The following is a 25453-nucleotide window of genomic DNA, read 5'->3' on the forward strand; positions in this document are numbered from 1 at the left end:
AGCGAGGCGAACATGCGCAGACACCTGATCCTAGGCTGCGCCGCCATGGCGGCGGCATTGAGCTGGTCCTCCCTGGCGTCGGCGCAACCCAGGCCGTCTCCCGCGGTGGCCGCGGCGGCGGGGGCGCCGTTGCGGCTGACCTTCGACGAGGGGTTTGAACGCCGCCCCTCGCCCGAGCGCTGGGCCACCGCCTACAAGAACGCCGGGCCCGATCCCAAGAGCCTGTCCGACCGCAGCCTGTATGGAAACCGCGAGCGGCAAGTCTATTTCGACAAGGCCTTCCTGGGTCTGGGCGTCGATCCGTTCTCGGTGCGCGGCGGCGTGCTGACCATCACCGCCAGGCCGCTGGACGAGAAGGCGCGTCGGGCGGTGGCGCGCGCGCTGGACGGCCGCTCGGAGAAGCTGCGGCGCAGCGCCCTGAAGGACGTCCGCTACAGCTCGGGCGTGCTGACCACCAAGGGCCGGTTCGAGCAGCGGCACGGCTATTTCGAGATGCGGGCCCGCTGGACCGGCGGCAAGGGCCTTTGGCCCGCCTTCTGGCTGCTGCCCGCCAACGGCGCCTGGCCGCCGGAGATCGACGTGGTCGAGGTGCTCGGCCACGACATGCGGACCATCTACCAGTCGGCCCACTCCAAGGCCGGCGGCAAGCATGTGGGCCGCACCCAGAAGGCGCGGCTGGAGGGTGAGGACGCCTCCAGCTTCCACACCTACGGCGTGCTGTGGACCCCGGGGGAGCTGCGCTTCTTCATCGACGGGGTGCAGACCAACCAGACCCCCGCGCCGGCCGACGCCGCCGGCCCGATGTACATGATCGTCAACCTGGCGGTCGGCGGCAAATGGCCGGGCGATCCGGACGTGCGCACGCGCTTCCCGGCCCGCATGGAGATCGACCATGTGCGGGCCTGGGCCTGGGGTGAGCCGACCGATCAGGGCTGGACCGGCGCCTTGCGCAGCCGACGGGTGAACTTGCCCGCCACCGAACCCGCCAGACCGAGCACATCGGCGAAGGCGGCGCGGCCGCCGGGGAAGGCCAGGACTGCGGACCACGCCGCGCCGTAGGCCAGGAACGCCATGAGACCCAGGTCGATGATCGCGAAGCCCGTCGTGAAGCGCCGCGCCGCCGCCAGGGCGACCGCCGCCGCAGCCGCGCCCACGGCGAACGGCACGGCCAAAAGGTAGAGGTCGCGCGTGCGGACCGGCCCCTTGCGGCCCACCCACCACCAGATGATCGGCAGCCGCAGGGCGATGTCGGAGATCGCATAGGCCGCCGCCACGCCGACCGCGCCCCAAGGCAGGCCGATGGCGAAGGCGGCGATGGAGGTGACGGCGTTGATCAGGCCCCAGCGGGCGAACTCGCCCGTGCGCTGCTGGCTGATGAACAGCCAGCCCAGGGTGGAGGTCATGGGCTGGTGCAGGCCCGCAAGGCCCAGCCAGGCGAAGATCGGCGCGGCCCCCGCCCATTCGTCCCCCATCAGGGTCGGGATCAGCTTGTCGGCGGTGAGGATCAGGAACGTCACCCCCGGCAGGGCGACCAGCAGGATCTGGCGCACCGTGCGGGCATAGGCGTGGCGATAGCGTCCCTCCTCCTCGCGCAGCCGCGACAGGACCGGGACCATGACCCGCGACAGGGGGGCGTTGATCTGCTGCAGGGGCCACAGCAGCAGCTTGTAGGCGCGGTCGTACAGGCCGAGCGCGTCGGCCCCGGCCGCCCGGCCGATCAGCACCTTGTCGATGTTGCGTGCCAGGAAGTTGGTCAGGTTGAAGCCGGTCAGCCCGCCGCCGAACCGCAGCATGGCGCCCACCTCCCGGATCGGTCCGGGACGGGACGGGCGCCAGCCGGCGCTGATCCACGCCCCGACCAGCGCGGTTCCCATGGTCACCGCCACGGAGGCGAACAGGGCCCAGGGGCTGGGCCGGATCCAGGCGACCAGCACGGCGGCAGCGAAGCCCAGCACCGTGCCGGCGATGTCGATCACCGCCAGCCGCGCGAACCGCATGTGCCGGTTGAGCAGCGCCATGTGCTGGGCGGTGAGTCCGGCGATGATCACCGTCGCCGCCAGGGCCAGGGTCATGCCCACGGCGCGCGGCTCGCCATAGAAGGCGCCGATCAGCGGCGCGGCGGCGGCGAGTGCGGCCGCCAGCAGCGACGACAATCCCACATTCACCCAGAACAGCGTGCTGGCCTGGCGCGGGGTGATGGTGGTCGAGGTCACCACCGCCTGGGCCAGGCCCAGGTCCTGGAACATCATCACGAAGGCGGTGATCGGCATCACCATGGCGAAGACCCCGAAGTCGTCCGGCGACAAAAGCCGCGCGAGAACGACGACGGAGAGGAACTGGACGACCACCTTGATCGTTTGGGACAGGCCCGTCACCGCGACGCCGCCGATCGCCCGCGCCCTCAGCTGATCCGAGGGCGCGCTCATTGGCGCATCAAGAAGTTCTTTTGAAGACTTCATTTGGGCACAATCTCAAAACATACAGTCACCGCTCAATAACGCCTTGACGCACTTCTTCGCAAGTGCAGCATATGCGAGCCGACCAACTGCGATGCGATTGAGGGATTCTCATGCACTACCGCTCCGTGGCCGACATGAGCGACACGATCACGCGCAATCTTCGCAAGCTGCCCGCCGACATCGATCTGGTGGTGGGGGTGCCGCGCAGCGGTCTTCTCGCCGGGTCGATGATCAGCCTGGCCCTGAACCTGCCCCTGGCGGACCTGAACGGCTTCGCCGCCGGCCGGCTGCTGGCCACCGGAAGCACGCGACGGCGCGCGGGGTTCGATCCCGACGCGCCGCCCCGCAAGGTCCTGGTGGTGGACGACAGCATCAACAGCGGCGGCTCCATGGCCGAGGCCCGCAAGATGCTGATCGAGGCGGGCTATGAGGGCGAATTGGTGTTCTGCGCGGTCTACGGCCTCGCGCCGCAACACGCCGAGGCGGACGTGGTGCTGGAGGTCGCGCCCTACCCGCGCATGTTCCAGTGGAACGCCATGCATCACAGCTATCTGGCCGACGCCTGCCTCGACATCGACGGGGTGCTTTGCTGCGATCCGCTGGATGAGGAAAACGACGACGGCGACCGCTATCGCGCCTTCCTGACCTCCGCCCGCGCTTTCCTGCGCCCGTCGCGCAAGGTGGGCCACCTGGTCACCAGCCGGCTGGAGAAGTACCGGCCCGAGACGGAGGCCTGGCTGGCCGCGGAGGGGATCGAGTACGGCAAGCTATGGATGCTGGACCTGCCCGACGCCGCCGCCCGCCGACGCGCCGGCGCTCACGGCGGCTTCAAGGCCGGGGTCTATGCCAGCCTGCGGGACGCGGCCCTGTTCATCGAGAGCGAGGAACGCCAGGCCGTCGAGATCGCCCGCAAGTCGGGCAAGCCGGTGCTCAGCATCGAAAGCCAGACCCTGATCTATCCCGAGCGCATTGAGGACCTGACCGCCATGCGCCAACGGCGGGTGGGTTATGAGCGCCGACGGATGGAGGTGGAGACGCCGCCGCCCACGGGCCTGAAGGGCGCCGCGCGGCGCCTGCTGGGCGCACCGCTTTACGACCAGCTGAAGCGCGCCGTCCGCGCCCAGGCCGGGGCCGGCTGACCACCGCACGCCTCCGCCCCTCCCTTCGAAGATGACGAGACCGCCCATGCCCTCCGTGCTCGCCGCCAACGACGTCGCACTCCCGGTCACCGTGCTGGTGCCCACCTACAACCGGCCGCAGTACCTGGCTGAGGCGCTGAACAGCCTGCTGGCCCAGGACCGCCCGGCGGCGGAGATCGTGGTCATCGACGATGGCTCCGACACTGACGCGGCCGAACAGGTGGTGAAGGGCTTCAATGGCGCGGTCGGCTATCTGCGCCAGGACAACATGGGCAAGTCGGCGGCGCTCAACCTCGGCCTGGCCCACACCCGCCAGCCGCTGGTGTGGATCTTCGACGACGACGACATCGCCGATCCCACCGCCCTGTCGACCCTGTACGCGGCGCTGGAGGCGGCGCCCGAGGCGGGGTTCGCCTACGGCCTGTGCGACAAGTTCCACGGCGACTGGCCCGCCCCGCTCAGCCCGCCGAACACCGCCTATCATTCCGATAATCGCCGGGCGCTCTATGTGCGGCTGCTGGAGGACTTCTTCATCTGGCAGGGCTCGATGCTGGTGCGTCGCGAGGCCTATGACGCGGTCGGCCCGTTCGACGTGCGCATGGCGCGCTCCCAGGACTATGAGATGAACCTGCGGCTGGCGCGGCGCTTCGCCGGGGCCGGCGTGCCCAAGGTGATGTTCCACCAGCGCCACCACGACGGCGTGCGCGGTCCCAAGGCGGCCCAGGTGAAGGCTGACGCCGTGGAGGCCGCGTGGAAGCGCTACAACCAGCTGATCTTCACCGAGATCCACGCCAGCCATGATCTGGACGAGTTTCATGCGGAGGTCGAAGGCGGCGGGGCGCCGGAACGGCGGCGGATCACCGCCCTGATCCAGCGCGGCTGCATCATGGCCCGGCGCGGACTATGGCCCCTGGCCAACCGCGACTTCGACGAGGCCGCCGAGCTCTGCGCCCAGGGGGCGATGTCGACGCTGAACGCCCAGGAGGTCGCCGCGCTTCGCAGGGTGTTCCAGCCCGGCGCCCGGTCGAGCTTCGCGGACGCCGACGAGGCGCGCGCCTTTGGCCGGACCCTGCGCCGCTTCGCCGACCCGGCCCTCGCATCGCGCATCCGGGGCAACCTGTTGCTGCCGGTCAGCTATCGCATCCGCAAGCTGCTGGAGCGTGAGCCGTCTCCCCAAGGGGAAGCGCGGCAAATCCGGCTGATCCTCACTCATCTGAGCGGACCGGGCGCGGTCATGGAGTATTTCAAGGCCCGTCGTGAAGCGCTGCTGATGTACGGGGTGCAGCCGCTGGACGCGGCCGGCGCCTCGGCCTGAGGTCGCCGATGCGGATCGCCTATTTCGTTCACAACCTGAAAGACCCGGCGGTGCGTCGGCGGCTGTGGCTGTTGCGCTTGGGCGGGGCGGAGGTCAGTCTTCTTGGCTTTCGCCGATCGGCCGAGCCTGTGGAAGCCGCGCCGGGAGAGCCGGTCGTCGATCTGGGGCGCACCCATGACGCGGCCATGGGCCAGCGGGCCCTGGCCGTCGCCAAAGCCGTGGCGCGCACCCCGGCCCTACGCGGGGCGGTGGCGGGACGCGACGTGATCATGGCCCGCAACATGGAGACCCTGGCGGTGGCCGCCGCCGCGCGGGCCCTGCACGCGCCGCGCGCCAAGCTGATCTACGAATGCCTCGATGTTCACCGCAGCCTGCTGGGCGAGGGCGTGAAGTCCAAGGCGATGCGCTGGATGGAGCGCGGACTGATGTCCGCTTGCGACCAGGTGGTGGTCTCCTCCCCCGCCTTCGTGGAGCACTATTTCGAACCTCGCCAGCGCCTGTCGCGCCCTTGGCTGCTGATCGAGAACAAGCTGGTTCACGATCGCGGCCTGGACGAGGCCGCCGCCTTCACGGCCGGCCCGCCGCCCGGGCCGCCCTGGGTCATCGGCTGGTTCGGGGTGATCCGCTGCGCCAAGAGCCTGGCCATGCTGCGCCAGATCGCGACCGCCCTTCCCGGCCAGGTGAAGGTGGTCATCCGGGGCCAGGTGGCGCGCCATGAGTTCGACGACTTCGATGGTCAGGTCGCCGCCACGCCCGGCATGACCTACCTCGGCCCCTACGATCCGTCGGAGGTGTCACGCTGCTATGGCGAGGTCCATTTCAGCTGGGCCATCGACTATTTCGAGGAGGGGCTGAACTCCGTCTGGCTGCTGCCCAACCGCCTCTATGAAGGCGGCCGCAACGGCGTGCCCGCCTTGGCCCTGGCCGGGGTGGAGACGGGCCGGTGGGTGAGGGAGCGCAAAGCGGGCCTGGTGCTGAGCGATCCCGTGTCGGATCTGACGGCGCGGCTGGAGGCGATGACCCCGGCCGAGTACGCCGCGCTGCGCGACCGGGTTGAAACCTTGCCTCCCTCGACCTTCACCTATGACAGCAAGGACAGCGCGCGCTTGGTCGCGGCCCTGGCGGCCCAGGGGGCGGCGGCATGAGCCGGGTCGATGACGATTTGCTGGTGGTGGTGCCCTGCCTCAACGAGGCGGACCATCTGTCCGCCCTGCTATCGTGGCTCGTGGCGGAGACGGGCGACGAGGCCCTGATCGTGGTCGCCGACGGCGGCAGCCAGGACGACAGCCGCCGGATCGTCGAGCAGGCGGCCGTGCGATGGCCCAAGGTGCGGCTGCTGCCGAACCCCGCGAGGATACAGTCCGCCGGCGTGAACGCGGCGGCCGCCCGCCATGGCCAGGGGCGCAGCCGCCTGATCCGCATCGACGCCCATGCCGGCTACCCCGACGGCTTCATCCACGGACTGGTCGCGGCGGCCGATTCCGTCGGCGCGCAGTCGGTGACTGTGCCGATGCACACAAGAGGCGAAGGCTGTTTCCAGCGCGCGGCGGCGGCGGCTCAGAATTCCTTTCTCGGCGCGGGCGGCTCGGCGCATCGGCAGGGTTCGGCCAGCGGCTGGGTGGATCATGGGCACCACGCGCTGATGGATCTCGCCGCCTTTCGCCGAGCCGGCGGCTATGACGAGGGGTTCAGCCACAACGAGGACGCCGAACTGGATCTGCGCCTGGTTCAGGGCGGCGCGCGAATATGGCTGGCCGGCGACCTGGCGATCGACTATCGCCCCCGCAGCCGGCCAGGCGCGCTGTTCGCGCAGTACCGCAACTATGGCCGCGGCCGGGCGATGACGGCGGCCCGGCACCAGGTGCGGCTGAAGCTTCGCCAGAAAGCCCCGCTGCTGGTGGCGCCCAGCGTGGCGGCGGCGATCATCGCCCCCGCCCTGTGGCCGGTCGCGCCTGTCGCGGCGGCCCTGCTGGCGCTCCCCGCCCTCGCCTGGGCCGGGCTTTGCCTCGGGCTGGGCCTGCTTGTCGGCGCCAAGGCCGGCAAGCGTTGCGCCCTGTTGTCGGGCGTGGCGGCCATGATCATGCACCTGGGATGGTCGATCGGGTTCTGGGGCGAGCGGCTGTCGGCGACCCTGCAGCCGCCAAGATTGCCCCTGTCTCCCGAAGCCGAGGCGGCGGGCGCCTGAGCGAAAAAGGGAGCGCCGGGCCGCAGAAGCCTTGATCACAGCGCCGCTTGGCGACATCAGGGGAAGCCCTGCCGGCTCGCCCGGCCCAATCACGGACGAGATGATGAGCACCGGTCTTGAGGCCTATCTTAGCAGCCAAGGCGCCAGCCAGAGCCTGAGCGAGCTGATCGAGGCCACGGCCAAGTCCTGCGTCTCCATCGCCGATCTCGTGCGGTTCGGCGCGGCCGGCGATCTGGCCTCGGCGTCCGGCGCCGAGAACGTCCAGGGCGAGGTGCAGAAGAAGCTCGACATCCTGGCCAACGACATCCTGCTGCGCGACTGCGCCGAGGCTTCGGGTCTCAAGGCCATGGCCTCCGAAGAGATGGACGATGTGGTGCCGGTGCGCGACCTGGGCGGCGAAGGCTGGCTGCTGCTGTTCGATCCGCTGGACGGCTCCAGCAACATCGACGTCAACGTGTCGATCGGCACGATCTTCTCGATTCTGCCGGCTCCGAACGGCGAAGCTCGCCCCGCGACGGAAGCCGACTTCCTGCAGACCGGACGCGCCCAGGCGGCGGCCGGCTATGTGGTCTATGGTCCGCAGACCACCCTGGTGCTGACCATCAAGGACGCCCCCGCCGTCTTCACCCTGGCGGCCGACGGAACCTGGACGCCCGCGGAGGCGACCATGTCGATCCCGGCCCAGGCCAAGGAATTCGCCATCAACGCCTCCAACCTGCGCCACTGGTCCGCGCCGATGCGCGCGCATGTCGAAGGCTGGATCGCCGGCGCCGACGGCCCGCGCGGGCGTGACTTCAACATGCGCTGGATCGCCTCGATGGTGGCCGACGTGCACCGCGTCCTGACCCGCGGCGGCGTGTTCCTCTACCCTTGGGACAAGCGCATGGGCGACAAGGCGGGCAAGCTGCGCCTGCTCTATGAAGCCAATCCCATGAGCCTGCTGGTGGAGCGCGCGGGCGGCGCATCGTTCGATGGCGAAGGCTCGATCCTCGACACCAAGGTCACCAGCCTGCACCAGCGCGTGCCGGTGATGATGGGAGCCCGTGACGAGATCACCGCCCTGGCCGAGGCCGGCGTCGGCGCCAAGACCTGAAAAGACCTCTCGACAGAAAGCTTGGCCTTAAAGCCGCCGCTTTACTGTGATGGAAACTTCATCAGATCACGAAGACTTGTGACGCATCACGTCCGCAGATCGCCCGCCAGGAGGGATGACTGTGGACGGCGGCGCAAAGCTGGTCTTTGCTTGAAGTGCGGTCGCCAGGCGATCGCGGGGTTGTCGGGGATTGAGCATGAAGCGCCGCGCACCTGCACGGTTCAGCTCCAGACGCTTGCTGGTGCTGATGACCATCACCCTTTCCAGCCTGCCGCTGGTGGCGGCGGCCGGCTCGCTCATCGCAGCGCCCTATCTCGGCGACGCCCAGTTCATCGTCGAGGTTCTGCTGCCCGCCGCCATGACCTTCGCGGCCGGCAACGCCATGGCCCTGATCATGATACGGCGCTGCGGGCGCAGACCCGTGTCCCGTCCGGCGTCGCGCGCCAGCCGTTCCCGCTCGCAAGCCGCCTGAGGCGGCGACGCGATGCGGCCCTCGACCGTCCGTGACAGTCGAGGGCGCCGAATGCTCTGAAGTGCAAACTCGGCCCCGACCGGGATTTTCGTCCCAGCGGCGGGGTGCGCACCGCCCCAGCCTTGGCCCGCGCCGTGCGAAAGGCTTGCGCCCGACCGCATCCGCGCGACAGCCTATGGCCGCCCCAAGCCTGATGTCTGACGCCTTGAGGGTCCCGGCGCAAACGCCGCGTTACTCATTTCGTGCGCGAGGCCGCTTCACGCTCCCACCGCGCCAGCACGCCCAGACGCTCCAGGCGACCCAGCATGCGTCGCAGATCTGTGTCGTTGGTCTCCGCCAGGCGGAAGAGCTCCGGGGCCGCGGCGCGCTGCGGAACCGCGACATAGCCTTGACGGCGACGCTGGCAGAAACCTGCATCCTCGAGAAGCTGCAGGTGCCGGCGGATGGTCTCACGACTGAGCGGCAGCCCGTCGACCAGGCTCACGATCCGGCGCGGCGTTGCATACTGAAGCGGGTCCGCCATCCAGGCCGGCAGATCCGCGGCGTCCAGATCGGCGATATTCTCGAGAACCAGCTCGAGGAGGACGAGACTGGTCAGGACGTTGCCGGTCAGAGCCACCAGGGCCGGGCAGATGCGCAGAGCGTATTCCGACACTACCCGATTGGCGGCCCGTATGAGCGGATCGTCCGCCTCTTCATGCGCGGCCAGGGGGGCTTCGACGATTCCCGCGGCGCGCAGGCTTAGGAAGAACTGGCGCGTTCGCTCGTAACGCGCCTCCTGCAGCGCGCCATATTCGGGCGAGGTGACCGCGCTGTTGGGAATGATCACGCCGTTGGGGGTTGAGATGCACAGCCCGCGCGCGGTCAGGGCGACGAAGCGACGACGCACGGTCTCGAACGGAAGCCCCAGGGACTGGGCGACGGAGTTGATGCTTACCGGCCGGCGCAGGTCGTCGGGCGCGGACTTGTCCAGCCGGCCGTAGAGGACGGCGAGTTCCGCATCACGATCGACCGGCGCCATGTTGGCGTCGAGGGCGGTGGTGAAGGCCAACGCCTCGACTAGATCGCTTCGATCGGCCGTGATGCGCACGAGGTCGCGCACATAGCCGAGACTCGCCAGGGCGGTCTTGAGGAACGGCGAATGGAAATCGACCGCCGAAAGCGAAACTTGGTCGAGCATGAGCAAGAATAGCGTTGCGCGTCTTTGCTTGGCAAACGCGGGAACTTGAGGAGTTCTAGTAAGCGGTCTTCTGGAAGAGGACGACGAGTGCGGTCTTGAAGAGGATCTTCAGGTCCAGGGCGACCGACCAGTTCTCGATGTAGGCCACGTCCATCCGCACGCGCTCGGCCATTAGGTTGTCGCAGGACTCGCCGCGCAGGCCGCTGACCTGGGCCAGACCCGTGAGGCCCGGGCGGACCATGTAGCGGGCGTCGTAGTCGGCCACCTGGCCGCGGCACAGGACGTCGTGGGCGACGGCGTGCGGACGCGGACCGATCAGGGACATCTCGCCTTTGAGCACATTGATGAGCTGCGGCAGCTCGTCGATGCTGGAGCGGCGCAAGAAGCGGCCGATGGCGGTGATGCGGTCATCGTCGCGGGTGGCCTGCTTGAAGGCGCCCTCCTCAGCGACCCGCATGGAGCGGAACTTCAGGATCAGGAAGGCCTTGCCGTTCAGGCCGGTGCGGCGTTGGCGGAAGAAGATCGGGCCCTTGGAGGACAGCGCCACGCCCAGCGCGGCCGGGATCGTGATGGGCAGGGTGAAGATCAACATGCCGAGCGCCACGACCACGTCGATGGCGCGCTTCACCAGACTGGTGACCGCCGCCGGCGCGCGCTCGGCCGCCAGCATCTCCTCGGCTGTGTCGATATTGAACATCCCACCACCCCATGTCCCTGTTCACGGGGGAGCGTGGCAAGGACCAGGCCAATTTAGAAACGTAGTTACTAATTGGCAAAGGGATTCGGTGAACAGCGGCATTTCGCTTACCCAAACGCTGCGCTTTGGGGCGCCGTTTGACTATTCAGCGACATTCGCACCTCGTTCGCGCTGAAAATTCGTCGGCTAGTCGACAATAATTCATTGGAGCAACATGCCCCTTCCGGCGCCATATTGAGATAACGCCGTTACTCGACGCGCCAATCTGAGCTGTATCGCCGATCGACTGAAAGCTGGGCCAACTTGGGGCCGAGCAGACGCTCCGCCCCCTCCACCGTAAAATGGTTGTGGTCCCTCAGGAGGACAGCCTCACCCAGGACTGTCTCACAACGGGCGCCCTCGCACAGCTCATCCCACAAGGGGACCCAGCGCGTGCGGTGCATGCCGGCGGTGATGTCCGCCAGGATGGCGTCGGTTTTCTGCGCTTCCTCGGCGTTGATGGCGTCTGCGGTTCGACAGCCCGCCTCGTCTCGTCCGGCCAGGCGCGCCCGCGACAGGCACTGCGCGGGCCAGAAGTCGAAGGCCGGGGTGGACCCCAGAACGACCAGTTCGACATCCGGGCCAAGCGTGTCGCGCATGCGCGTCAGGCTCTGGCGGGCGACCGTCCCGAAGTCTCGGCCCTCATCCGCCGCCGCGCCCTTGCGCATGATCCACCAGCCGGCGAGGACGACGGTCTTCAGGTGAGGGTTGGCCGCCGCCTGCCCGAGCACCGCCTCATTGAATGCGGCGCAGTCTGCGCTCATCACGCCCACGCGCGCATCGACGGCGCCGCCGGTAAGGATCGGACGGCAGGAGCTCTTGCTGGCCTGGCGCGCCGACAGACCGGCCTTGTCGGCATAGGCGTAGACCGCCGGGGCGAAGTGGTCGGCGTGACTGTCGCCCCAAAGCAGGATGGCGGCGGAGCTGTCGCCGGACGTGCAGGCCCCGGCATGGGCGGGCGCGCCGCTGGCGCTGTCCACATGGCACCGGGAGCGGCGAGGATTGATGCTGCGCTCCGCCGCTTCGGCCTGCGCCACGCCCGGGGACGCCCGCCGCTTCAGGCCGTCGGTCAGGGCCATCGAGGCGCCGGCGCCCGCCAGGACCGCGAGGCCGGCCGCCGCGCCGCCCAGCACCTTCAGGTCCGGCCGCGACAACCGCACATGGGTCCTGAACGGCCCTTCGACGAAGCGCCACGACAGCCACGCCAGGCCGAAGGCCAGAGCGACGGCCGCCGCCGCCTCCAGCGGTTCGAAGGCCCGATTCAGCGCTACCCGGCCCAGCACCAGCACAGGCCAGTGCCACAGATAGAGCGAGTAGGAGATGAGGCCGATACCGACCATGGGCTTGGCCGACATCAGCCGCGTGACGACGCCGGCGTCGCGGCCGCAATGAATCAGCAGAGCCGCGCCTAGACACGGCGGAACCGCCGCCAGGCCCGGGAACCGCGTGGTCGCCGTATAGGCCAGCATCGGCCAGACGATCAGGACGAGCCCCGCCGTCGCCAGGATAACGCGCCACCGCCGCGACGTGATCTGTGGCGCCAGGCCCAGGGCCAGCCCCGCGCCCAGCAGCAGCTCCCACGCCCTAAAGGGGGCTAGATAGAAGGCGGCCTCGCCATTGCGCCCGACCATCCAGACACACGCCGCGAGGGAGAGAACAGCTAGGCCCACGACCACTGCACGCAACTGGAGCGGGCTTGCCCGACGTACCAGCAGGGCGAGGAGGATCGGCCAGACGATGTAGAACTGCTCCTCCACCGACAGCGACCAGGTGTGGAGCAGGGGCATGTCCTCGGCCGCCCGCCCGAAGTAGCCGCCTTCGTTGAAGAAGAAGATGTTGGATGCAAAGAGCGCCACCCAGACGGCGCTCTTGCCCAGCGACTCCAGCTCCCCGGGCGGCAGCAGGACCAATGACGCCAGGAACGTCGCCGTCAGGCAGGCCAGCAGCGCCGGCACGATGCGCCGGGCGCGGCGCTCGTAGAAGCCGGCCAGGGTGTAGCGCCCCTTGTCCAGATCGGCGCGCAGGATGCTGGTGATCAGGAAGCCCGAGATGACGAAGAACACATCGACGCCGACATAGCCGCCCGACAGCGGCGCGAAGCCGGCATGGAAAAGCACCACCGGCACGACGGCCACGGCGCGAAGGCCGTCTATCTCCGGCCGATAGCCGCCGGGCGCGGCGGCTGCGGCGGACTTGCCCTTGGCGTCATCATGCATTGGCGCCTCGTCGACTGCTTGCTGCAGCGCAAACTAGCCCCGCAGCGCGTGGCGAAAAGACGGCGAGGCGTGGGTGATACTTGGATTAGTCGAGGGTCTCCCAGCCTGCTCGAGCCGAAGACACATCGCAGCAAGCCGCGCCGGATCGCCTTGCAATCTGTAGCGCGATGCGCTACATCTAGGTCGCAGATCAGGGCGCGTTGATGATACGCAGTTGGAAAAGCCAGGCGGCCAAGGCGGCCTTCGAAGGGCGCGTTCCAAAAGGGTTTCCTTCGGACCTCGTCAAGAAGACCCGTCGCCTCCTTGCGCAGCTGAATGCGGTGACCGTCGTCGAACAATTGCGGCATCCGCCCGGCGACAGGTTGCATACCCTCAGCGGCGACTTGGCCGGCCAATGGTCGCTGAGCGTCAACGACCAGTTTCGCATCGTCTTTGTGTGGGGTTCCGAAGGACCCGAGGACGTTTGGTTTGGAGACTACCGCTAGCGCTAGCCTCCGCCGCGCTGAATGGAGAATGGTGATGGCCACGTTCGATAACGATTTTATCTCGCCCCTGCCGCATCCTGGCGAAATCCTGCGTGAGGACTTCATGGAACCGCTGGGAATGTCGGCCGGCGCACTCGCGAAGGCCATGGGCCTGAAGGACCGCACGCGCATCGAACGTCTTACCCGCGAGACCCAGCCTGTCACGCCGGATACAGCGCTTCGCCTTGAGCGTGTCTTTCGGATGGACGCCCAATTCTGGATGAACCTTCAGGCGCAGCACGATCTTTCCAAGGCGCTGATCGAGAAGCGGGACGAGATCGGAGCGATCGAAGCTCTCGTGGCCTAGCGTCTGCTCGGCCGCAACTCCGGACAGTTGCAGCGGCATTTCAGTGCACCGGGATGGGATGGGCCCATAGCGGACCGGGGTCCACATCTTGCGATAAGCTTAAGCTCAACAGGCGGCGTTCTTCATTACTTAAGCATGTCCGCCGACGGTTTGTTTAGGCCCGCGCACTAGAAGACGGGCTGTTCCAGAAGGGAGCCGTCCGGTGAAGCATAAGCGTAAAGTTGATCAAGGCATCGACGATGTTGTCGACGCGGCCGCTCCTCGTCTGCACCTGGCCACCGGCCTGGAAGCCAGCACGAGCAGCCCGGCGCGCCAGATGCAGTCGGACCTGGATCGCGCCTTCTCCGACGAGGCCAAGTGGCCGCCGCGCATGACCCTCAGCTTCATCCTCGCCACCTGCGGCGCGTTCTGGGCCGTGGTGTTTCTGGCGCTGAAGGTTCTGTTCGGCTGACGTCGCCCGAGCGGTTGGTCGCTCGGAAATCAAAGATCCAGAACGAGCTCCTCGCACAGCGCACGGGAGCAACAGGGCGTGAAGCCGCGATTGGCGGCGCGCTCCTCCGGCGTCTGGAACGCATCGCGATGATCAGGAGCCCCCTCGATCACGCCGGTCAGGCAGGTCCCGCAGACCCCCTCCCCGCAGGACGTCGGCACGAAGACGCCCGCCGCCTCCAGGGCCTCCGCGGCGGTCTGGTTGGCGGCCACCTCGACCACTCGGCCATCGCTGGCGATGACGATCCGGAAGGGCCGGTCTTCTCCAGCGGACGCCGCGATCCCCGCGAAACGCTCCATGTGAAGACGTTCGCGGGGTATGCCTGAGCGCAGCCCCGCATCGATCACCGCATCAATGAAGCCGGCTGGTCCACAGACATAGAGGTGGCGCTCGCCGCTCGCGGCCCGGACGACCGTTTCCAGTTCGCTCCGAGGCTTGCCCAAATGCAGCCGGCAATGCTCGCCCAGGGAGCCTTGCTGGATCTCGTCGACAAAGGCGGCTCGGTCACGAGAGCGGGCGAAGTAGTGCAGCTCGAAGTCCTGACCCAGGGCCTTCAGCCGATAAGCCATGGCGAGGATCGGCGTGATGCCGATGCCGCCCGCCAACAGCACCGCTCCCGCGCCATGCTCCACCAGCTCGAAGTGGTTGCGCGGCGCGGAGATGCGCACGGTTTCGCCGATGCTCAGACGCTCATGCGCCGCAGCCGATCCGCCGCGAGACGCCGCGTCGCGCAGGACCGCGAGGCGATAGCGATGCCGCTCGCCCGGGTCGTTGCAGATCGAGTACTGGCGGGTCACGCCGCCCGGCAGTTCGATATCCACATGGGCGCCGGCGCTGAACGCCGGCAACGGCTCGTCCGCCGCCGGGACCAGATCGATCCGCAGGACGTCCCGGGCGCAGGGTTCCAGCGCCGCCACGCGCACGGTGATCATGAAACGGTCGAGGCCAGGCTTGCTTCGGCCGCCAGGGCCTTGTCGATCGCCATGCGCGCGCGCACGCCGCCCGCGTCGATGTTCAGCTTGAGCAGCTTGCGATCGGGAAAGCGCAGCAGGTTCTGCTGCTGCTGTTCGAGGATTTGCATGTCCTCAGAGAAGATGCGTCCCTGCCCCTCCCGGATCTTGTCGGTCAGGGCGGCGTCTTCAGCGGCGAAGTTGCGCGCCATGCCCCAGAAGTACCAGTGCGAGGTCTCTGTCTCGGGCGTGATGAAGTCGACCACGACGCTCGACACCTTCACGGCGGGATCGGCCTGCTGGCCGCCCTGGCCGGCCAGGGCGACGCCCACCTCGATCATCACATGGCTGGGCAGATTGAAGCGGCACACCTGCCAGCGGTCGACGTCGGCGTCTTCCGGCAAGCCCGCGCCGCCCAAGGCCATCCGCCAGAACGGCGGCGCCTTGATGTTCTCCATGAAGCGGCTGGTGACCACCTCCTCGCCCTCCAGGCGGGTGGCGACCGGCGCCTCGTCGATCTCCTTCTGACCGATGCTGCTGGCATGGACGTAGGTCTCGTGCGTCAGGTCCATGAGGTTGTCGATCATCAGGCGGTAGTCGCAGGCCACATGATAGAGTCCGCCGCCATAGGCCCAGGCGTCGTCCTCCGCCCAGGCCAGGTGATGCAGCCTGGCCGGGTCGGCTTGAGCCGCATCACCCGGCCAGATCCAGATGAAACCGTAGCGTTCGATCACCGGGAAGGCGCGCACGCCGGGAAACGCGGCGACGCGCTGACCGGGCATGGAATGCGCCTTGCCGTCACAGCCCACGCCCAGACCGTGATAGCCGCAGACGAGGACGCCCTCACGCACCGTGCCAAGCGACAGGGGCGCGCCGCGATGGGGGCAGAAGTCCTCAAGGGCGCTGACCTTCCCGTCCGCTCCCCGAAAGAACACGACCTTCTCGCCGCAGATCTGCCGCCCCAGGGGACCGTCGGCGATCTCATCGGGCGTGCAGCCGACGTACCAGGCGTTGCGCGGCCACGGCGCGGCTTCAGCAGCGGGGCTCGTCATCAGTTTCCTCCTCAGCGCCATGCTGCGCTATTGGATCCAATGATTGGATCCAATTTGACGAGAGTCAACCGAGATCGGCGCTTGCGGCCCGGGTTCCGTCGGCTAGGGTCGCGCCATGCAGGGTCGTACGATGAAGCCGGGCCAGCGGGTGATGGTGGCGCTTCGAACCATGATCGCTTCGGGCGAGTTGAAGGCGGGCGAGCGCATCGCCGAAATCCCAACGGCAGAAGCGCTCGGCGTCTCGCGCATGCCGGTGCGCACCGCGCTGCGGGCGCTGGAGCAGGAAGGCCTGGTCATCAAGCTGGGCCAGCGGGGCTACGCCGCCCGCGGCTTCACCCTGGATCACGTCATCGGCGCGATAGAGGTGCGCGGCGTCATGGAAGGCTACGCCGCTCGACGCGCGGCCGAGGCCGGCTTGTCGGGCAAGCTGGAGGCGGCCCTGTCATCGCTGCTGGCGGAGGGGGACGCGCTCTTCGAGAAGGGCTCGCTGACCTCGGGCGATCTTGAGCGGTACCACGCGTTCAATCTTCAGTTTCACGAGCTGATCATCGAGGCGGCGCAATCATCGGCCCTGGCCCAGGCGCTGGAGCGGAACAACCAGCACCCCTTCGCCAGCGCCGCCGCCATGGCCGCCGACTGGCGAGATTCAGGTTCGGAGTTCGAACGCCTGTCGCAGGCTCACCAACAGCATCACGCGGTGTTCGCGGCGATGCGGGCGCGCGACGGGGATCTTTGCGAGCGGATCATGCGCCAGCATGCGCTGGCCGCGGTGGAGGCCCGGCGACTGTTCGCGGGCGCCGGCCCCGACGCCATCCGGGCCGACTAGCCGCCAGCTTCACCGCCACGGCCGCGAAAGGCCCTCGGCGAACATCCGGCATGACGCGTGAAGAAGCGCGAGAAATAGGCCGGATCCTCGAAGCCGAGATGGAAGGCGACCTCGGCCACGGTCATGTTGGAATAGAGCAGGGCCCGCCGCGCCTCCAGCATGATGCGCTCGTGCACTAGCTGCATGGGCGAGCCGCCGGCGACGCGCTGGCAGGCGTCGCGCAGACGGCCCGACGTGACACCCAGCGCCTGCGCATAGGCGCGGACATCGTCGCCCCGGCGATAGCGCTCCTCCACCAGTTGGCGATAGCGGGCGACAAGGTCCACATGCGGCCCCTCCGCTCCCTGCCGCCCCTCATGGTTCCGGTGCATCAGGCGCAGCAGGTCGGCCAGCAGGCTGAGCAGCAGGCCCTCGACCGCCGCCACATGACCAGGCGCGCGCCAGTTCAGCTCCCGCTCCAGCAGGGCCAGGCGAAGCGCGAAATCCTGCTCCTCAAACGCGGCGCACATGGGACGGCGGAAGACCGCCGCTAGATCGCGATCACGCAAGGCCAGATCGTCCAGATAATCGGCCGACAGGGTCAGCACCTGGCCCGCGCTTTCGGCCTGCAGCGACAGGCCGTGAACCACCCCCGCCGGCACGACGATCAGGCACGGGGCGCGGAACGGCAGGGGCTCGCCCTCGGCGGTCATCACCCCCTCGCCCGCCGTCATCAGGAAGACGTGGCACAGCCGATCATGGGCGTGGGGGCGGATGTTCCACTCGTTGGGGCGGCTCCGATCGTCCAAGGCCTCGATGTGCAGAAAGCGGTGATCGACGGACTTCGGCGCTTCTCCGAACAGGAAAAAGCTTGGAACGACGGCGTCCAACCGCCCTTCGTCCGATCCGATCGCTTCTGATCCAGGCCGAATATTCATCGATGGAAAGTCCAACTTTTCCATCGCCATGTCCATCGCCAGCTCGCTCACCTCCGCTCACCTTGATGGCCACAACGCCGCTCTGATCGGCGGATTAGGGAGTTTGCGATGCGTACCCAAGTCGCCATCATCGGCGCCGGCCCGGCGGGCCTGTTCCTCGGTCACCTCTTGAAGCAGTCGGGCGTTGACGCCGTCGTCCTGGAGCGTCGCGACCGCGCCTATGTGGAAGGCCGCGTGCGCGCCGGGGTGTTGGAGCAGGTGACGGTGGACCTGCTGGCGCGGCTGGGCCTCGACGCGCGCATGCGCAAGGAAGGCCTGGTTCACGGCGGCGCCAACCTGTGCGTCGATGGCGAGATGTTCCGCATCGACATGGCCGAGCTGACCGGCGGATCGACGGTGATGGTCTATGGTCAGCAGGAGGTCATGCGCGACCTTTTCGACGCCGCCGAAGAGCGCGACGTCAAGGTGGTCTTCGACGCCGAGGACGTTGCCCTGAACGACACGACCTCCGGCGCCCCCTTCGTCACCTGGCGCAAGGACGGCCAGGAGCATCGCCTGGACTGCGACTTCATCGCCGGCTGCGACGGCTTCCACGGCGTCAGCCGGGCGGCGATTCCGGCCGAGGTGCTCAAGACCTTCGAGCGCGTCTATCCCTTCGGCTGGTTGGGCGTTCTGGCCGACGTGCCGCCGTGCGATCACGAGCTGATCTATTCCAATCACGAGCGTGGCTTCGCCCTGGCCTCCATGCGCTCCAGCACCCGCAGCCGATACTATCTCCAGTGCGCCCTGGACGAGCGGATCGAGGACTGGAGCGATGAGCGGTTCTGGGACGAGGTCGCCATCCGTCTGGGCCCGCAGGCGGCCGCCAACCTGACCCGTGGACCCTCCTTCGAGAAAAGCATCGCGCCGCTGCGCAGCTTCGTGACCGAACCCATGCGCCACGGCCGGCTGTTCCTGGCCGGCGACGCCGCTCACATCGTGCCGCCCACGGGCGCCAAGGGCCTGAACCTGGCCGCGTCCGACGTGGTCATGTTGGCCGAGGCGCTGCTTGAGCACTACCAGGATCGGTCGGACGCCGGGATCGACTTCTACTCCCAGCGCGCCCTGTCGCGCGTCTGGAAGGCGGAGCGGTTCTCCTGGTGGTTCACCGGCCTGACCCACCGCTTCCCCACCCAGGACGCCTTCGACCGGCGCATGCAGGTGGCGGAGCTGGACTACATCCGCACCTCGCGCGCCGCCCAGCAAACCTTGGCCGAGAACTATGTCGGCCTGCCCATCCGGTGAGGTCGGCGAGGGCCTTCGCCTAGGCGAAGACCTGACCGTCGAACAGCTTGCGGGCGGTGCGCAGCATCGCCGCCCCGACCACCTGCCCTTGCGCGTCCAGCTCCATCACGCAGGTGGTCTCGCCGGTGGGATGCTCCACCGAGACCGTATGCGGCGAGACCTCGGAGAAGCGGGCCGCCGTGGCGGCCGGAGAGCCTGGAAGATAGCAGGCGGTCGCCACGCTCACCGCGCCAAGAACGCCGATGGAGGCATGCGCCCGATGCGGAATGAAGGAGCGAACCGTGATCGTCCCTCCGTTCTTGGGCGGAGCGACCAGCATCATCTTGGGCACGGATTTTTCGGTCACGTCGCCCAGGTTCATCATCGGCCCGGCGATCAGGCGGATGGCCTCGATACGCGCCTTCAGGGCGGCGTCGGCGTCCAGGGTCTGGCGGTCCTCATAGCCGGTGACGCCGACGTCGCTGGCCAGCATGACCACGCACGGCATGCCGTTGTCGATGAGCGTGCAGGCGGTCCCGTTGATCTCGTCGACCACCTGTCCGGTAGGGAGGAGAGCGCCGCAGGAGGAGCCGGCCGTATCGCGGAAGGCCAGGGGGATCGGCGCGGCCGTGCCGGGCACGCCATCGATGCGCGCGTCGCCGTCATAGCGAACCACGCCGCCGGGGGTCTGGACCGTGGCGACGGCGACCTGCTCGGTATTCTCCATGAAGATCGCCACGGGCGTGACGCCGTCCTTGGCCGCCACCAGCCCCCGCTCGATGGCGAAAGGACCGACGCCGGCCAGAATGTTCCCGCAGTTCTGCGCGTCGGTTACGATGGCCTGATCCACGAAGACCTGCAGGAACAGGTAGTCGACATCGATGCCGTCACGCTCGGAGCGGCGCACCACAGCCACCTTGGAGGTCAGCGGATCGCCCGCGCCCAGCCCGTCGATCTGGCGCGGATCGGGTGACCCCATGACGCCCAGCAGGAAAGCATCGCGAGCGGCCGTTTCGGTCGGCAGGTCGTCGGCCAGGAAGTATCCGCCCTTGGACGTGCCGCCGCGCATCCACATGGCGCGCACGCCGTCAGACATACTTCAGCCCCTTGGCGGCCAGGGTCTCGCGCATGTTGTAGATGTCCAGGCCCAGCTCCCCCGCGGCCAGGCGGCGGCGCTTCTCGACCTCGGCGGCCTCGCGGATCTTGCTGGCTTGCAGGACCTTGGCCGCGTCCAGACGCGGCACGACGCAGACGCCGTCGTCATCGGCGACGATCACGTCGCCCGGATTGACCAGCGCCCCGGCGCAGACCACCGGCACGTTCACCGAGCCCAGGGTCGCCTTGACAGTGCCTTGCGCGAACACCGCCGCCGACCAGACCGGGAAGTTCATCTCCGTCAGGTCGCGGACGTCGCGGACGCCGGCGTCGATGATCAGGCCACGGCAACCGCGCGCCTGGGCGGAGGTGGCCAGAAGGTCGCCGAAATAGCCGTCGAAACACGGCGAGGTCGGGGCCAGTACGAGCATGTCGCCCGCCTGCAGCTGCTCGATAGCCACATGGACCATCCAGTTGTCGCCCGGAGGGGCGGAGATGGTCACGGCCGAACCGGCGATGCGCGCGCCACTGAAGATGGGGCGCAGGGCGCGGCCCAGCAGGCCGGTGCGCCCCTGCGCCTCGTGGACGGTCGCCACCCCGGCGGCGGCGAGACCGTCGATGACGGCGGGGTCGGCGCGTTCGATGCGCGTGTTGACGATCGGCATAGTCAATCTCCATTGATCCCTCGCAGTTGCGCCCTACCGGCGAGGGAAAGGACAATTCAATGTGAGCGACGGTCCATAGGATTTCATTATAGGTCAATCATGACCTCGCCATTCGACCTGAACCTTCGCCACCTGGAAGCCGCCGCCGCCGTCGCGCGGCTGGGGGGCGTCAGCGCCGCCGCCGACGCCGTGAACCTGTCCCAGCCTGCCCTGACCCAAGGCTTGGCCAAGCTTGAGGCGCGGCTGGGTCATCGCTTGTTCGACCGCCATTCCGCCGGCGCGAGCCCGACCGCCGCCGGCCGCCTGCTGGCCCTGCGGGTCGAACGCGCCTTGAACCTGTTGGCCGACGGCGTGAGGCAGGTGCGCCGGGGTTTGCGCCTGCCGCCCCTGGGACCGGTGGCGCGGCAGGTGACCATGACTCAGTTGCGCGCCCTGATCGGCGTCGAGCGGGCAGGCAGCTATGTGGCCGCCGCGCGCGAGGCGGGCGTGTCCCAGCCGTCGTTGCACCACGCGGTGAGGGAGCTTGAAGGCCTGCTTGGCGCGCCGATGCTGGCGCGGGAGGGCCGCGCGGTACGCCCCACCCTGGCGGCCACTCGCTTTGTGCGGCCCGCGCGGTTGGCCCTTTCAGAACTGCAGGCGGCCCTGGACGAGTTGACGGCGCTAGAGACCGGCGGCGCGGGCCGGCTGGTTATCGGGGCCATGCCGCTGGCGCGTGCGGCGCTCCTGCCATCGACGCTGGCGCGGTTCTCGGCGTCTCGCCCCGCCGCGCGTATCCGCGTGGTGGAAGGGCCGTATCCCGAACTGCTCGCCGGCCTGCTTAACGGCGACATCGACTGCCTGATCGGCGCCCTGCGCTCACCCCGTCCCGACCCGGATGTCGAGCAGTCGCCGCTGTTCGTGGATCGCCTGTTCGTGGTCGCCGGCGCTGGACATCCGCTGGATGGCGCGGCGTCGGCCGAGCAACTGGCGCATCACCCCTGGGTGATGTCGTCGCCGACCGCGCCGCTGTTCGCGCGCTGGGCGGCGATGTTTTCCTCCGCCGGGCTGGCCGCGCCGCCTGTTCAGGTCGAGTGCGGGTCGGTGATGGCCATTCGCGGCCTGCTGCTGGCGGGCGACTGGCTCACCGTGCTGTCGGAAGATCAGTTCAGGCTAGAGGAATTGGCCGGCCTTCTGAAACGGATCGGCGGCCCCATAAGCAATTCCGAACGTTCGATCGGCCTGACGACCCGCGCCGACTGGCGTCCCACCGCCTTGCAGGCCGACTTCCTGACCGAGCTTCGTGGCGAGGTGATGCGAACAAGACCTCAAGAATTCCAATAGGCGGATCAGCAATCGAATTTCGGTCGCCCCGCCCCTCAGCGTTTAACTGACCAGATGACAGCACCCGTTCTCGCCTTCCTTGGATTTGGAGAAGCCGCCCAGGCCTTTGTTGAAGGCTGGGGCGACGCGCCCCCCGCCCGTCTGGCTGCCTTCGACCTGAAGACCGAAGGGGCGGGTCGTGACCAGAAGCTGGCCGAGTACGATCGTGCGAAGGTGCGCCCCGCCCTGACCCCCGCCGAGGCGGTCAGCGACGCCCAGTTCATCATCAGCGTGGTCACCGCCGATGAAGCGGTCAACGCCGCCCGCGCCGCGGCCCGGGCTCTTGCTCCGCGCGCCGTCTATTTCGACTTCAACAGCGTCGCTCCCGCCGCCAAGCAGGAGGCCGCCGCCCTGATCGAGGCGGCCGGCGGCCGGTATGTCGATGTGGCGGTGATGTCGCCCGTTCGCCCCGCCCTGTTGAAGACGCCGATGCTGGTCTCCGGCTCGGCCGCGAGCGAGGCGGCCGACCTGCTGGCGCGTCTTGGCTTCTCCACCCGCCCGGTGGAGGGCGGCGTCGGCGGCGCGTCGGCGATCAAGATGATCCGCAGCATCATGATCAAGGGGATCGAGGCCCTGACCGCCGAGTGCGTGCTGTCGGCCTATGCCGCCGGGGTGGAGGACGAGGTCTTCGCCTCCCTGGACGGCAGCTTCCCCGGCTTCGATTGGCGCAAACGCGCCGACTACAACCTGGACCGCATGATCGTGCATGGCCGCCGCCGCGCCGCAGAAATGCGCGAGTCCGCCAAGACCGCCGCCGGCCTCGGGCTTGGCGGCGAGACGGCGACCGCCACCGCCGGCTGGCAGCAACGGATCGGCGATCTGGAGCTGCCCCTGCCAGACGGCCTGGACGCCAAGGTCCAGGCCCTTCTTTCCGCCCTTGAGAGTGCGCGATGATCATTGATTGCCACGGCCACTACACCACGGCCCCTTCCGCTCACGACGTGTGGCGCGACGCGCAGAAGGCCGCTTTCAAGTCGGGCGGCGACGTCGATCCGGCCTATCCGGACATCTCCGATGACGAGATCCGCGAGACCATCGAGAAGAACCAGCTGCGCCTGCTCAAGGAGCGCGGCGCCGACATGACCATCTTCAGCCCGCGCGCCTCGACCATGGCGCACCATGTGGGCGACGAGGCGGTGAGCCAGGCCTGGACGCGCCGCTGCAACGACCTGATCAAGCGGGTGGTCGATCTCTATCCGGAGACCTTTATCGGGGTCTGCCAGCTGCCGCAGTCGCCTGGCGTGTCGATCACCAACTCGATCGCCGAGCTCGAGCGCTGCGTGAACGAGCTGGGCTTCATCGGCTGCAACCTCAATCCCGACCCGTCGGGCGGCCACTGGACCGCCCCGCCCCTGACCGACCGGGCCTGGTATCCGTTCTTCGAGAAGATGGTCGAACTGGACGTGCCGGCGATGGTTCACGTCTCGGGCAGCTGCAACGCCAACTTTCACGCCACCGGCGCCCATTACATCAACGCCGACACCACCGCCTTCATGCAGTTCCTGCAGGGCGACCTGTTCGCCGACTTCCCCACCCTGCGGTTCATCATCCCGCACGGCGGCGGCGCGGTTCCTTATCACTGGGGCCGTTATCGCGGCCTGGCCGACATGCTGAAGAAGCCGGCCCTGCGCGATCACGTGATGAAGAACGTCTATTTCGACACCTGCGTCTATCACCAGCCGGGCATCGACCTGCTGTTCAAGGTGATCGACGTCGAGAACATCCTGTTCGGCTCGGAGATGGTCGGCGCGGTGCGCGGGATCGACCCGGAAACGGGCGACTATTTCGACGACACCAAGCGCTACATCGACCGGCTCCAGATCAGCGCCGAGGACAAGGCCAAGGTGTTTTCAGGCAATGCGCGGCGCGTCTATCCCCGCCTCGACGCGGCTCTGAAGGCGCGGGGGCTCTAGGGCATGAGCGCCTTCGAGATGGACGCCGACTGGCTGCCCTTTCATCCGCAGCCGTCCAAGCCGACCTTCACCCCGCCGCCCGGCGCGGTGGACGCCCACTGCCACGTCTTCGGCCCGGGGGATCAGTTCCCTTATGCGCCGGAGCGCAAGTACACCCCGTGCGATGCGGGGCGCGACACGCTCTACGCCCTGCGCGACCACCTAGGCTTCGCGCGCAACGTAGTGGTCCAGGCCACCTGCCACGGCGCCGACAACCGGGCCATGGTCGACGCCCTGATCCACTCCGGCGGCAAGGCCCGGGGCGTGGCGACGGTGAAGTCGGACATCAGCGCCGAGGAGCTGGCGCAGATGCACGAGGCCGGCGTGCGCGGCGTGCGCTTCAACTATGTCAAGCGCCTGGTCGATCCCAAGCCCGACGCCTACTACCGCGGCATCATCGAGAAGATCGCCGCCCTGGGCTGGCATGTGGTGATCTATTTCGAGGCCGCCGACCTGGCCGAGAAGTGGGACTTCTTCACCTCGCTGCCGACCACCGTGGTCGTCGATCACATGGGCCGCCCCGACGTGACCAAGAGCGTCGACGGGCCGGAGTTCGGCCTCTTCCTGCGCTTCATGGAGGAGAACCCCAACGTCTGGTCCAAGGTCACCTGCCCCGAGCGCCTGTCGAAGTCTGGCCCGCCGACCTATGACGACGTGGTCCCCTTCGCGAAGGCGGTCGTCGATCGCTTCCCGGACCGCGTCCTGTGGGGCACCGACTGGCCGCACCCGAACCTGAACATGGTCGGGCACATGCCCGACGACGGCAAGCTGGTGGACATGATCCCGCGCATCGCGACCACCGCCGAGCTGCAACGCAAGCTGCTGGTCGACAATCCCATGCGGCTCTACTGGCCCGAGGAGGCGAAATGAGCGAGCCCGAAGACCTGCTCGACATCCCTGGCACCACGGTGTTCACCGCCGCCCAGTCGCGGCGCGGGTTCCACCTGAACCAGTTTTGCATGTCGCTGATGAAAGCCCCCAACCGCGAGGCCTTCAAGGCCGACGAGCGGGCCTATCTGAACCAGTGGCCGATGACCGAGGAGCAGAAGCAGGCGGTCATCGACCGCGACTACAACCGCATGCTCGGCCTGGGCGGAAACATCTATTTCCTCGCCAAGATCTTCGCCACGGACGGCAAGAGCTTCCAGTACGCCGCCAGCCTGATGACCGGCATGAGCCAGGAAGACTACGTGGCCATGATGATCGCCGGCGGCCGCTCGCCCGACGGCGTGCGATCCATCAAGAACGGGAACTGACC

At 68.2% G+C, this 25453-nt stretch carries 25 protein-coding genes and 1 pseudogene; 17 read left to right on the forward strand and 9 right to left on the reverse strand.

Going from position 1 to position 25453, the window contains the following annotated elements:
- Window positions 1–12: 12 nt before the first annotated feature.
- Window positions 13–1059, forward strand: coding sequence for a family 16 glycosylhydrolase (locus tag ABOZ73_RS06685; RefSeq protein WP_369061745.1), 1047 nt, complete (start codon window positions 13–15; stop codon window positions 1057–1059).
- A gap of 446 nt (window positions 1060–1505) precedes the next feature.
- Here ABOZ73_RS06685 and ABOZ73_RS06690 read toward each other — a convergent pair.
- Window positions 1506–2459 (reverse strand): annotated as a pseudogene (locus tag ABOZ73_RS06690) (lipopolysaccharide biosynthesis protein); the annotation flags it as partial.
- A gap of 110 nt (window positions 2460–2569) precedes the next feature.
- Here ABOZ73_RS06690 and ABOZ73_RS06695 point away from each other — a divergent pair.
- The 6 genes from ABOZ73_RS06695 to ABOZ73_RS06720 all read left to right on the forward strand — a co-directional run bounded on the left by ABOZ73_RS06695 (window position 2570) and on the right by ABOZ73_RS06720 (window position 8663).
- A complete protein-coding gene (locus ABOZ73_RS06695; RefSeq protein WP_369061747.1) occupies window positions 2570–3598 on the forward strand; it encodes a phosphoribosyltransferase family protein in 1029 nt (342 codons plus the stop codon).
- A 46-nt stretch (window positions 3599–3644) separates the two neighbouring features.
- A complete protein-coding gene (locus ABOZ73_RS06700; RefSeq protein ID WP_369061748.1) occupies window positions 3645–4913 on the forward strand; it encodes a glycosyltransferase family 2 protein in 1269 nt (422 codons plus the stop codon).
- 8 nt (window positions 4914–4921) lie between these two features.
- The gene (locus ABOZ73_RS06705; protein WP_369061750.1) at window positions 4922–6058 is read left to right on the forward strand and encodes a glycosyltransferase; all 1137 of its coding nucleotides are present in this window, start codon (window positions 4922–4924) and stop codon (window positions 6056–6058) included.
- Window positions 6055–7098: a glycosyltransferase family 2 protein gene (locus tag ABOZ73_RS06710; RefSeq protein WP_369061752.1), complete on the forward strand. Its 1044-nt coding sequence runs from the start codon at window positions 6055–6057 to the stop codon at window positions 7096–7098. The genes ABOZ73_RS06705 and ABOZ73_RS06710 overlap by 4 nt, the downstream gene beginning before the upstream one ends.
- Before the next feature lie 103 nt (window positions 7099–7201).
- The gene (locus ABOZ73_RS06715; protein WP_369061754.1) at window positions 7202–8191 is read left to right on the forward strand and encodes a class 1 fructose-bisphosphatase; all 990 of its coding nucleotides are present in this window, start codon (window positions 7202–7204) and stop codon (window positions 8189–8191) included.
- A gap of 196 nt (window positions 8192–8387) precedes the next feature.
- Window positions 8388–8663 (forward strand): hypothetical protein, encoded by a 276-nt coding sequence (locus ABOZ73_RS06720; protein ID WP_369061756.1) that lies wholly within the window; start codon window positions 8388–8390, stop codon window positions 8661–8663.
- A 235-nt stretch (window positions 8664–8898) separates the two neighbouring features.
- Here ABOZ73_RS06720 and ABOZ73_RS06725 read toward each other — a convergent pair whose 3' ends face one another.
- The 3 genes from ABOZ73_RS06725 to ABOZ73_RS06735 form a co-directional block, all read right to left on the reverse strand.
- Window positions 8899–9843, reverse strand: coding sequence for a hypothetical protein (locus ABOZ73_RS06725; RefSeq protein WP_369061758.1), 945 nt, complete (start codon window positions 9841–9843; stop codon window positions 8899–8901).
- A gap of 55 nt (window positions 9844–9898) precedes the next feature.
- Entirely contained in the window at window positions 9899–10540 is a 642-nt protein-coding gene (locus tag ABOZ73_RS06730; protein WP_369061760.1) for an exopolysaccharide biosynthesis polyprenyl glycosylphosphotransferase, read from the reverse strand.
- Between the two features lie 248 nt (window positions 10541–10788).
- Window positions 10789–12795: an acyltransferase family protein gene (locus ABOZ73_RS06735; protein WP_369061762.1), complete on the reverse strand. Its 2007-nt coding sequence runs from the start codon at window positions 12793–12795 to the stop codon at window positions 10789–10791.
- 203 nt (window positions 12796–12998) lie between these two features.
- Between ABOZ73_RS06735 and ABOZ73_RS06740 the strand changes: the two genes are divergently transcribed.
- The 3 genes from ABOZ73_RS06740 to ABOZ73_RS06750 all read left to right on the forward strand — a co-directional run bounded on the left by ABOZ73_RS06740 (window position 12999) and on the right by ABOZ73_RS06750 (window position 14077).
- Window positions 12999–13280 (forward strand): type II toxin-antitoxin system RelE/ParE family toxin, encoded by a 282-nt coding sequence (locus ABOZ73_RS06740; protein WP_369061764.1) that lies wholly within the window; start codon window positions 12999–13001, stop codon window positions 13278–13280.
- 34 nt (window positions 13281–13314) lie between these two features.
- Window positions 13315–13626: a HigA family addiction module antitoxin gene (locus ABOZ73_RS06745; RefSeq protein WP_369061766.1), complete on the forward strand. Its 312-nt coding sequence runs from the start codon at window positions 13315–13317 to the stop codon at window positions 13624–13626.
- Between the two features lie 202 nt (window positions 13627–13828).
- The gene (locus ABOZ73_RS06750) at window positions 13829–14077 is read left to right on the forward strand and encodes a hypothetical protein (RefSeq protein ID WP_369061767.1); all 249 of its coding nucleotides are present in this window, start codon (window positions 13829–13831) and stop codon (window positions 14075–14077) included.
- A gap of 29 nt (window positions 14078–14106) precedes the next feature.
- Here the strand turns inward: ABOZ73_RS06750 and ABOZ73_RS06755 are convergent, their stop codons facing one another.
- On the reverse strand, window positions 14107–15048 hold the full coding sequence (locus ABOZ73_RS06755) for a 2Fe-2S iron-sulfur cluster-binding protein (protein WP_369061769.1): 942 nt from the start codon (window positions 15046–15048) through the stop codon (window positions 14107–14109).
- Entirely contained in the window at window positions 15045–16118 is a 1074-nt protein-coding gene (locus tag ABOZ73_RS06760; protein WP_369061770.1) for a Rieske 2Fe-2S domain-containing protein, read from the reverse strand. The genes ABOZ73_RS06755 and ABOZ73_RS06760 overlap by 4 nt, the downstream gene beginning before the upstream one ends.
- A 115-nt stretch (window positions 16119–16233) precedes the next feature.
- On the opposite strand from ABOZ73_RS06760, the gene ABOZ73_RS06765 reads away from it, so the two are divergent.
- Window positions 16234–16944, forward strand: a complete 711-nt coding sequence (locus ABOZ73_RS06765; protein ID WP_369061772.1) for a GntR family transcriptional regulator — start codon at window positions 16234–16236, stop codon at window positions 16942–16944.
- On the opposite strand, the gene ABOZ73_RS06770 is transcribed toward ABOZ73_RS06765, so the two are convergent.
- The gene (locus ABOZ73_RS06770) at window positions 16941–17813 is read right to left on the reverse strand and encodes a helix-turn-helix domain-containing protein (RefSeq protein WP_369061774.1); all 873 of its coding nucleotides are present in this window, start codon (window positions 17811–17813) and stop codon (window positions 16941–16943) included. The two genes, ABOZ73_RS06765 and ABOZ73_RS06770, sit on opposite strands and share 4 nt — an antisense overlap.
- A 156-nt stretch (window positions 17814–17969) precedes the next feature.
- Here ABOZ73_RS06770 and pobA point away from each other — a divergent pair, with 156 nt between their 5' ends.
- The gene (gene pobA / locus ABOZ73_RS06775; protein WP_369061776.1) at window positions 17970–19145 is read left to right on the forward strand and encodes a 4-hydroxybenzoate 3-monooxygenase; all 1176 of its coding nucleotides are present in this window, start codon (window positions 17970–17972) and stop codon (window positions 19143–19145) included.
- A 19-nt stretch (window positions 19146–19164) separates the two neighbouring features.
- Here pobA and ABOZ73_RS06780 read toward each other — a convergent pair whose 3' ends face one another.
- Both ABOZ73_RS06780 and ligK read right to left on the reverse strand, forming a co-directional pair.
- Complete coding sequence (locus tag ABOZ73_RS06780) at window positions 19165–20220, reverse strand: 4-oxalomesaconate tautomerase (protein WP_369061777.1); 1056 nt, start codon at window positions 20218–20220, stop codon at window positions 19165–19167.
- Window positions 20213–20884, reverse strand: coding sequence for a 4-carboxy-4-hydroxy-2-oxoadipate aldolase/oxaloacetate decarboxylase (gene ligK, locus ABOZ73_RS06785; protein ID WP_369061779.1), 672 nt, complete (start codon window positions 20882–20884; stop codon window positions 20213–20215). Before ligK ends, ABOZ73_RS06780 begins: the two co-directional genes overlap by 8 nt.
- 99 nt (window positions 20885–20983) lie before the next feature.
- On the opposite strand from ligK, the gene ABOZ73_RS06790 reads away from it, so the two are divergent.
- The 5 genes from ABOZ73_RS06790 to ligA are packed head-to-tail and all read left to right on the forward strand — an operon-like array spanning window position 20984 to window position 25451.
- Window positions 20984–22204, forward strand: a complete 1221-nt coding sequence (locus ABOZ73_RS06790; RefSeq protein ID WP_369061781.1) for a LysR family transcriptional regulator — start codon at window positions 20984–20986, stop codon at window positions 22202–22204.
- Between the two features lie 54 nt (window positions 22205–22258).
- Window positions 22259–23137, forward strand: coding sequence for a DUF1932 domain-containing protein (locus tag ABOZ73_RS06795; RefSeq protein ID WP_369061783.1), 879 nt, complete (start codon window positions 22259–22261; stop codon window positions 23135–23137).
- On the forward strand, window positions 23134–24156 hold the full coding sequence (locus tag ABOZ73_RS06800) for an amidohydrolase family protein (RefSeq protein WP_369061785.1): 1023 nt from the start codon (window positions 23134–23136) through the stop codon (window positions 24154–24156). The genes ABOZ73_RS06795 and ABOZ73_RS06800 overlap by 4 nt, the downstream gene beginning before the upstream one ends.
- Window positions 24157–24159: 3 nt before the next feature.
- The gene (locus tag ABOZ73_RS06805; protein ID WP_369061787.1) at window positions 24160–25065 is read left to right on the forward strand and encodes an amidohydrolase family protein; all 906 of its coding nucleotides are present in this window, start codon (window positions 24160–24162) and stop codon (window positions 25063–25065) included.
- Window positions 25062–25451 (forward strand): protocatechuate 4,5-dioxygenase subunit alpha, encoded by a 390-nt coding sequence (gene ligA / locus ABOZ73_RS06810; RefSeq protein ID WP_369061789.1) that lies wholly within the window; start codon window positions 25062–25064, stop codon window positions 25449–25451. The genes ABOZ73_RS06805 and ligA overlap by 4 nt, the downstream gene beginning before the upstream one ends.
- The last annotated feature ends 2 nt before the right edge of the window (window positions 25452–25453 follow it).

Source organism: Caulobacter sp. 73W, assembly GCF_041021955.1.
Classification (GTDB): Bacteria; Pseudomonadota; Alphaproteobacteria; order Caulobacterales; family Caulobacteraceae; genus Caulobacter.

Excerpts from the sequence above, each read along its gene's own strand:
- ABOZ73_RS06685 (WP_369061745.1), top strand. The coding sequence starts at position 13 with ATGCGCAGACACCTGATCCTAGGCTGCGCCGCCATGGCGGCGGCATTG.
- ABOZ73_RS06695 (WP_369061747.1), top strand. The coding sequence starts at position 2,570 with ATGCACTACCGCTCCGTGGCCGACATGAGCGACACGATCACGCGCAAT.
- ABOZ73_RS06700 (WP_369061748.1), top strand. The coding sequence starts at position 3,645 with ATGCCCTCCGTGCTCGCCGCCAACGACGTCGCACTCCCGGTCACCGTG.
- ABOZ73_RS06705 (WP_369061750.1), top strand. The coding sequence starts at position 4,922 with ATGCGGATCGCCTATTTCGTTCACAACCTGAAAGACCCGGCGGTGCGT.
- ABOZ73_RS06710 (WP_369061752.1), top strand. The coding sequence starts at position 6,055 with ATGAGCCGGGTCGATGACGATTTGCTGGTGGTGGTGCCCTGCCTCAAC.
- ABOZ73_RS06715 (WP_369061754.1), top strand. The coding sequence starts at position 7,202 with ATGAGCACCGGTCTTGAGGCCTATCTTAGCAGCCAAGGCGCCAGCCAG.
- ABOZ73_RS06720 (WP_369061756.1), top strand. The coding sequence starts at position 8,388 with ATGAAGCGCCGCGCACCTGCACGGTTCAGCTCCAGACGCTTGCTGGTG.
- ABOZ73_RS06725 (WP_369061758.1), bottom strand. The coding sequence starts at position 9,843 with ATGCTCGACCAAGTTTCGCTTTCGGCGGTCGATTTCCATTCGCCGTTC.
- ABOZ73_RS06730 (WP_369061760.1), bottom strand. The coding sequence starts at position 10,540 with ATGTTCAATATCGACACAGCCGAGGAGATGCTGGCGGCCGAGCGCGCG.
- ABOZ73_RS06735 (WP_369061762.1), bottom strand. The coding sequence starts at position 12,795 with ATGCATGATGACGCCAAGGGCAAGTCCGCCGCAGCCGCCGCGCCCGGC.
- ABOZ73_RS06740 (WP_369061764.1), top strand. The coding sequence starts at position 12,999 with ATGATACGCAGTTGGAAAAGCCAGGCGGCCAAGGCGGCCTTCGAAGGG.
- ABOZ73_RS06745 (WP_369061766.1), top strand. The coding sequence starts at position 13,315 with ATGGCCACGTTCGATAACGATTTTATCTCGCCCCTGCCGCATCCTGGC.
- ABOZ73_RS06755 (WP_369061769.1), bottom strand. The coding sequence starts at position 15,048 with ATGATCACCGTGCGCGTGGCGGCGCTGGAACCCTGCGCCCGGGACGTC.
- ABOZ73_RS06760 (WP_369061770.1), bottom strand. The coding sequence starts at position 16,118 with ATGACGAGCCCCGCTGCTGAAGCCGCGCCGTGGCCGCGCAACGCCTGG.
- ABOZ73_RS06765 (WP_369061772.1), top strand. The coding sequence starts at position 16,234 with ATGCAGGGTCGTACGATGAAGCCGGGCCAGCGGGTGATGGTGGCGCTT.
- pobA (WP_369061776.1), top strand. The coding sequence starts at position 17,970 with ATGCGTACCCAAGTCGCCATCATCGGCGCCGGCCCGGCGGGCCTGTTC.
- ABOZ73_RS06780 (WP_369061777.1), bottom strand. The coding sequence starts at position 20,220 with ATGTCTGACGGCGTGCGCGCCATGTGGATGCGCGGCGGCACGTCCAAG.
- ligK (WP_369061779.1), bottom strand. The coding sequence starts at position 20,884 with ATGCCGATCGTCAACACGCGCATCGAACGCGCCGACCCCGCCGTCATC.
- ABOZ73_RS06790 (WP_369061781.1), top strand. The coding sequence starts at position 20,984 with ATGACCTCGCCATTCGACCTGAACCTTCGCCACCTGGAAGCCGCCGCC.
- ABOZ73_RS06795 (WP_369061783.1), top strand. The coding sequence starts at position 22,259 with ATGACAGCACCCGTTCTCGCCTTCCTTGGATTTGGAGAAGCCGCCCAG.
- ABOZ73_RS06800 (WP_369061785.1), top strand. The coding sequence starts at position 23,134 with ATGATCATTGATTGCCACGGCCACTACACCACGGCCCCTTCCGCTCAC.
- ABOZ73_RS06805 (WP_369061787.1), top strand. The coding sequence starts at position 24,160 with ATGAGCGCCTTCGAGATGGACGCCGACTGGCTGCCCTTTCATCCGCAG.
- ligA (WP_369061789.1), top strand. The coding sequence starts at position 25,062 with ATGAGCGAGCCCGAAGACCTGCTCGACATCCCTGGCACCACGGTGTTC.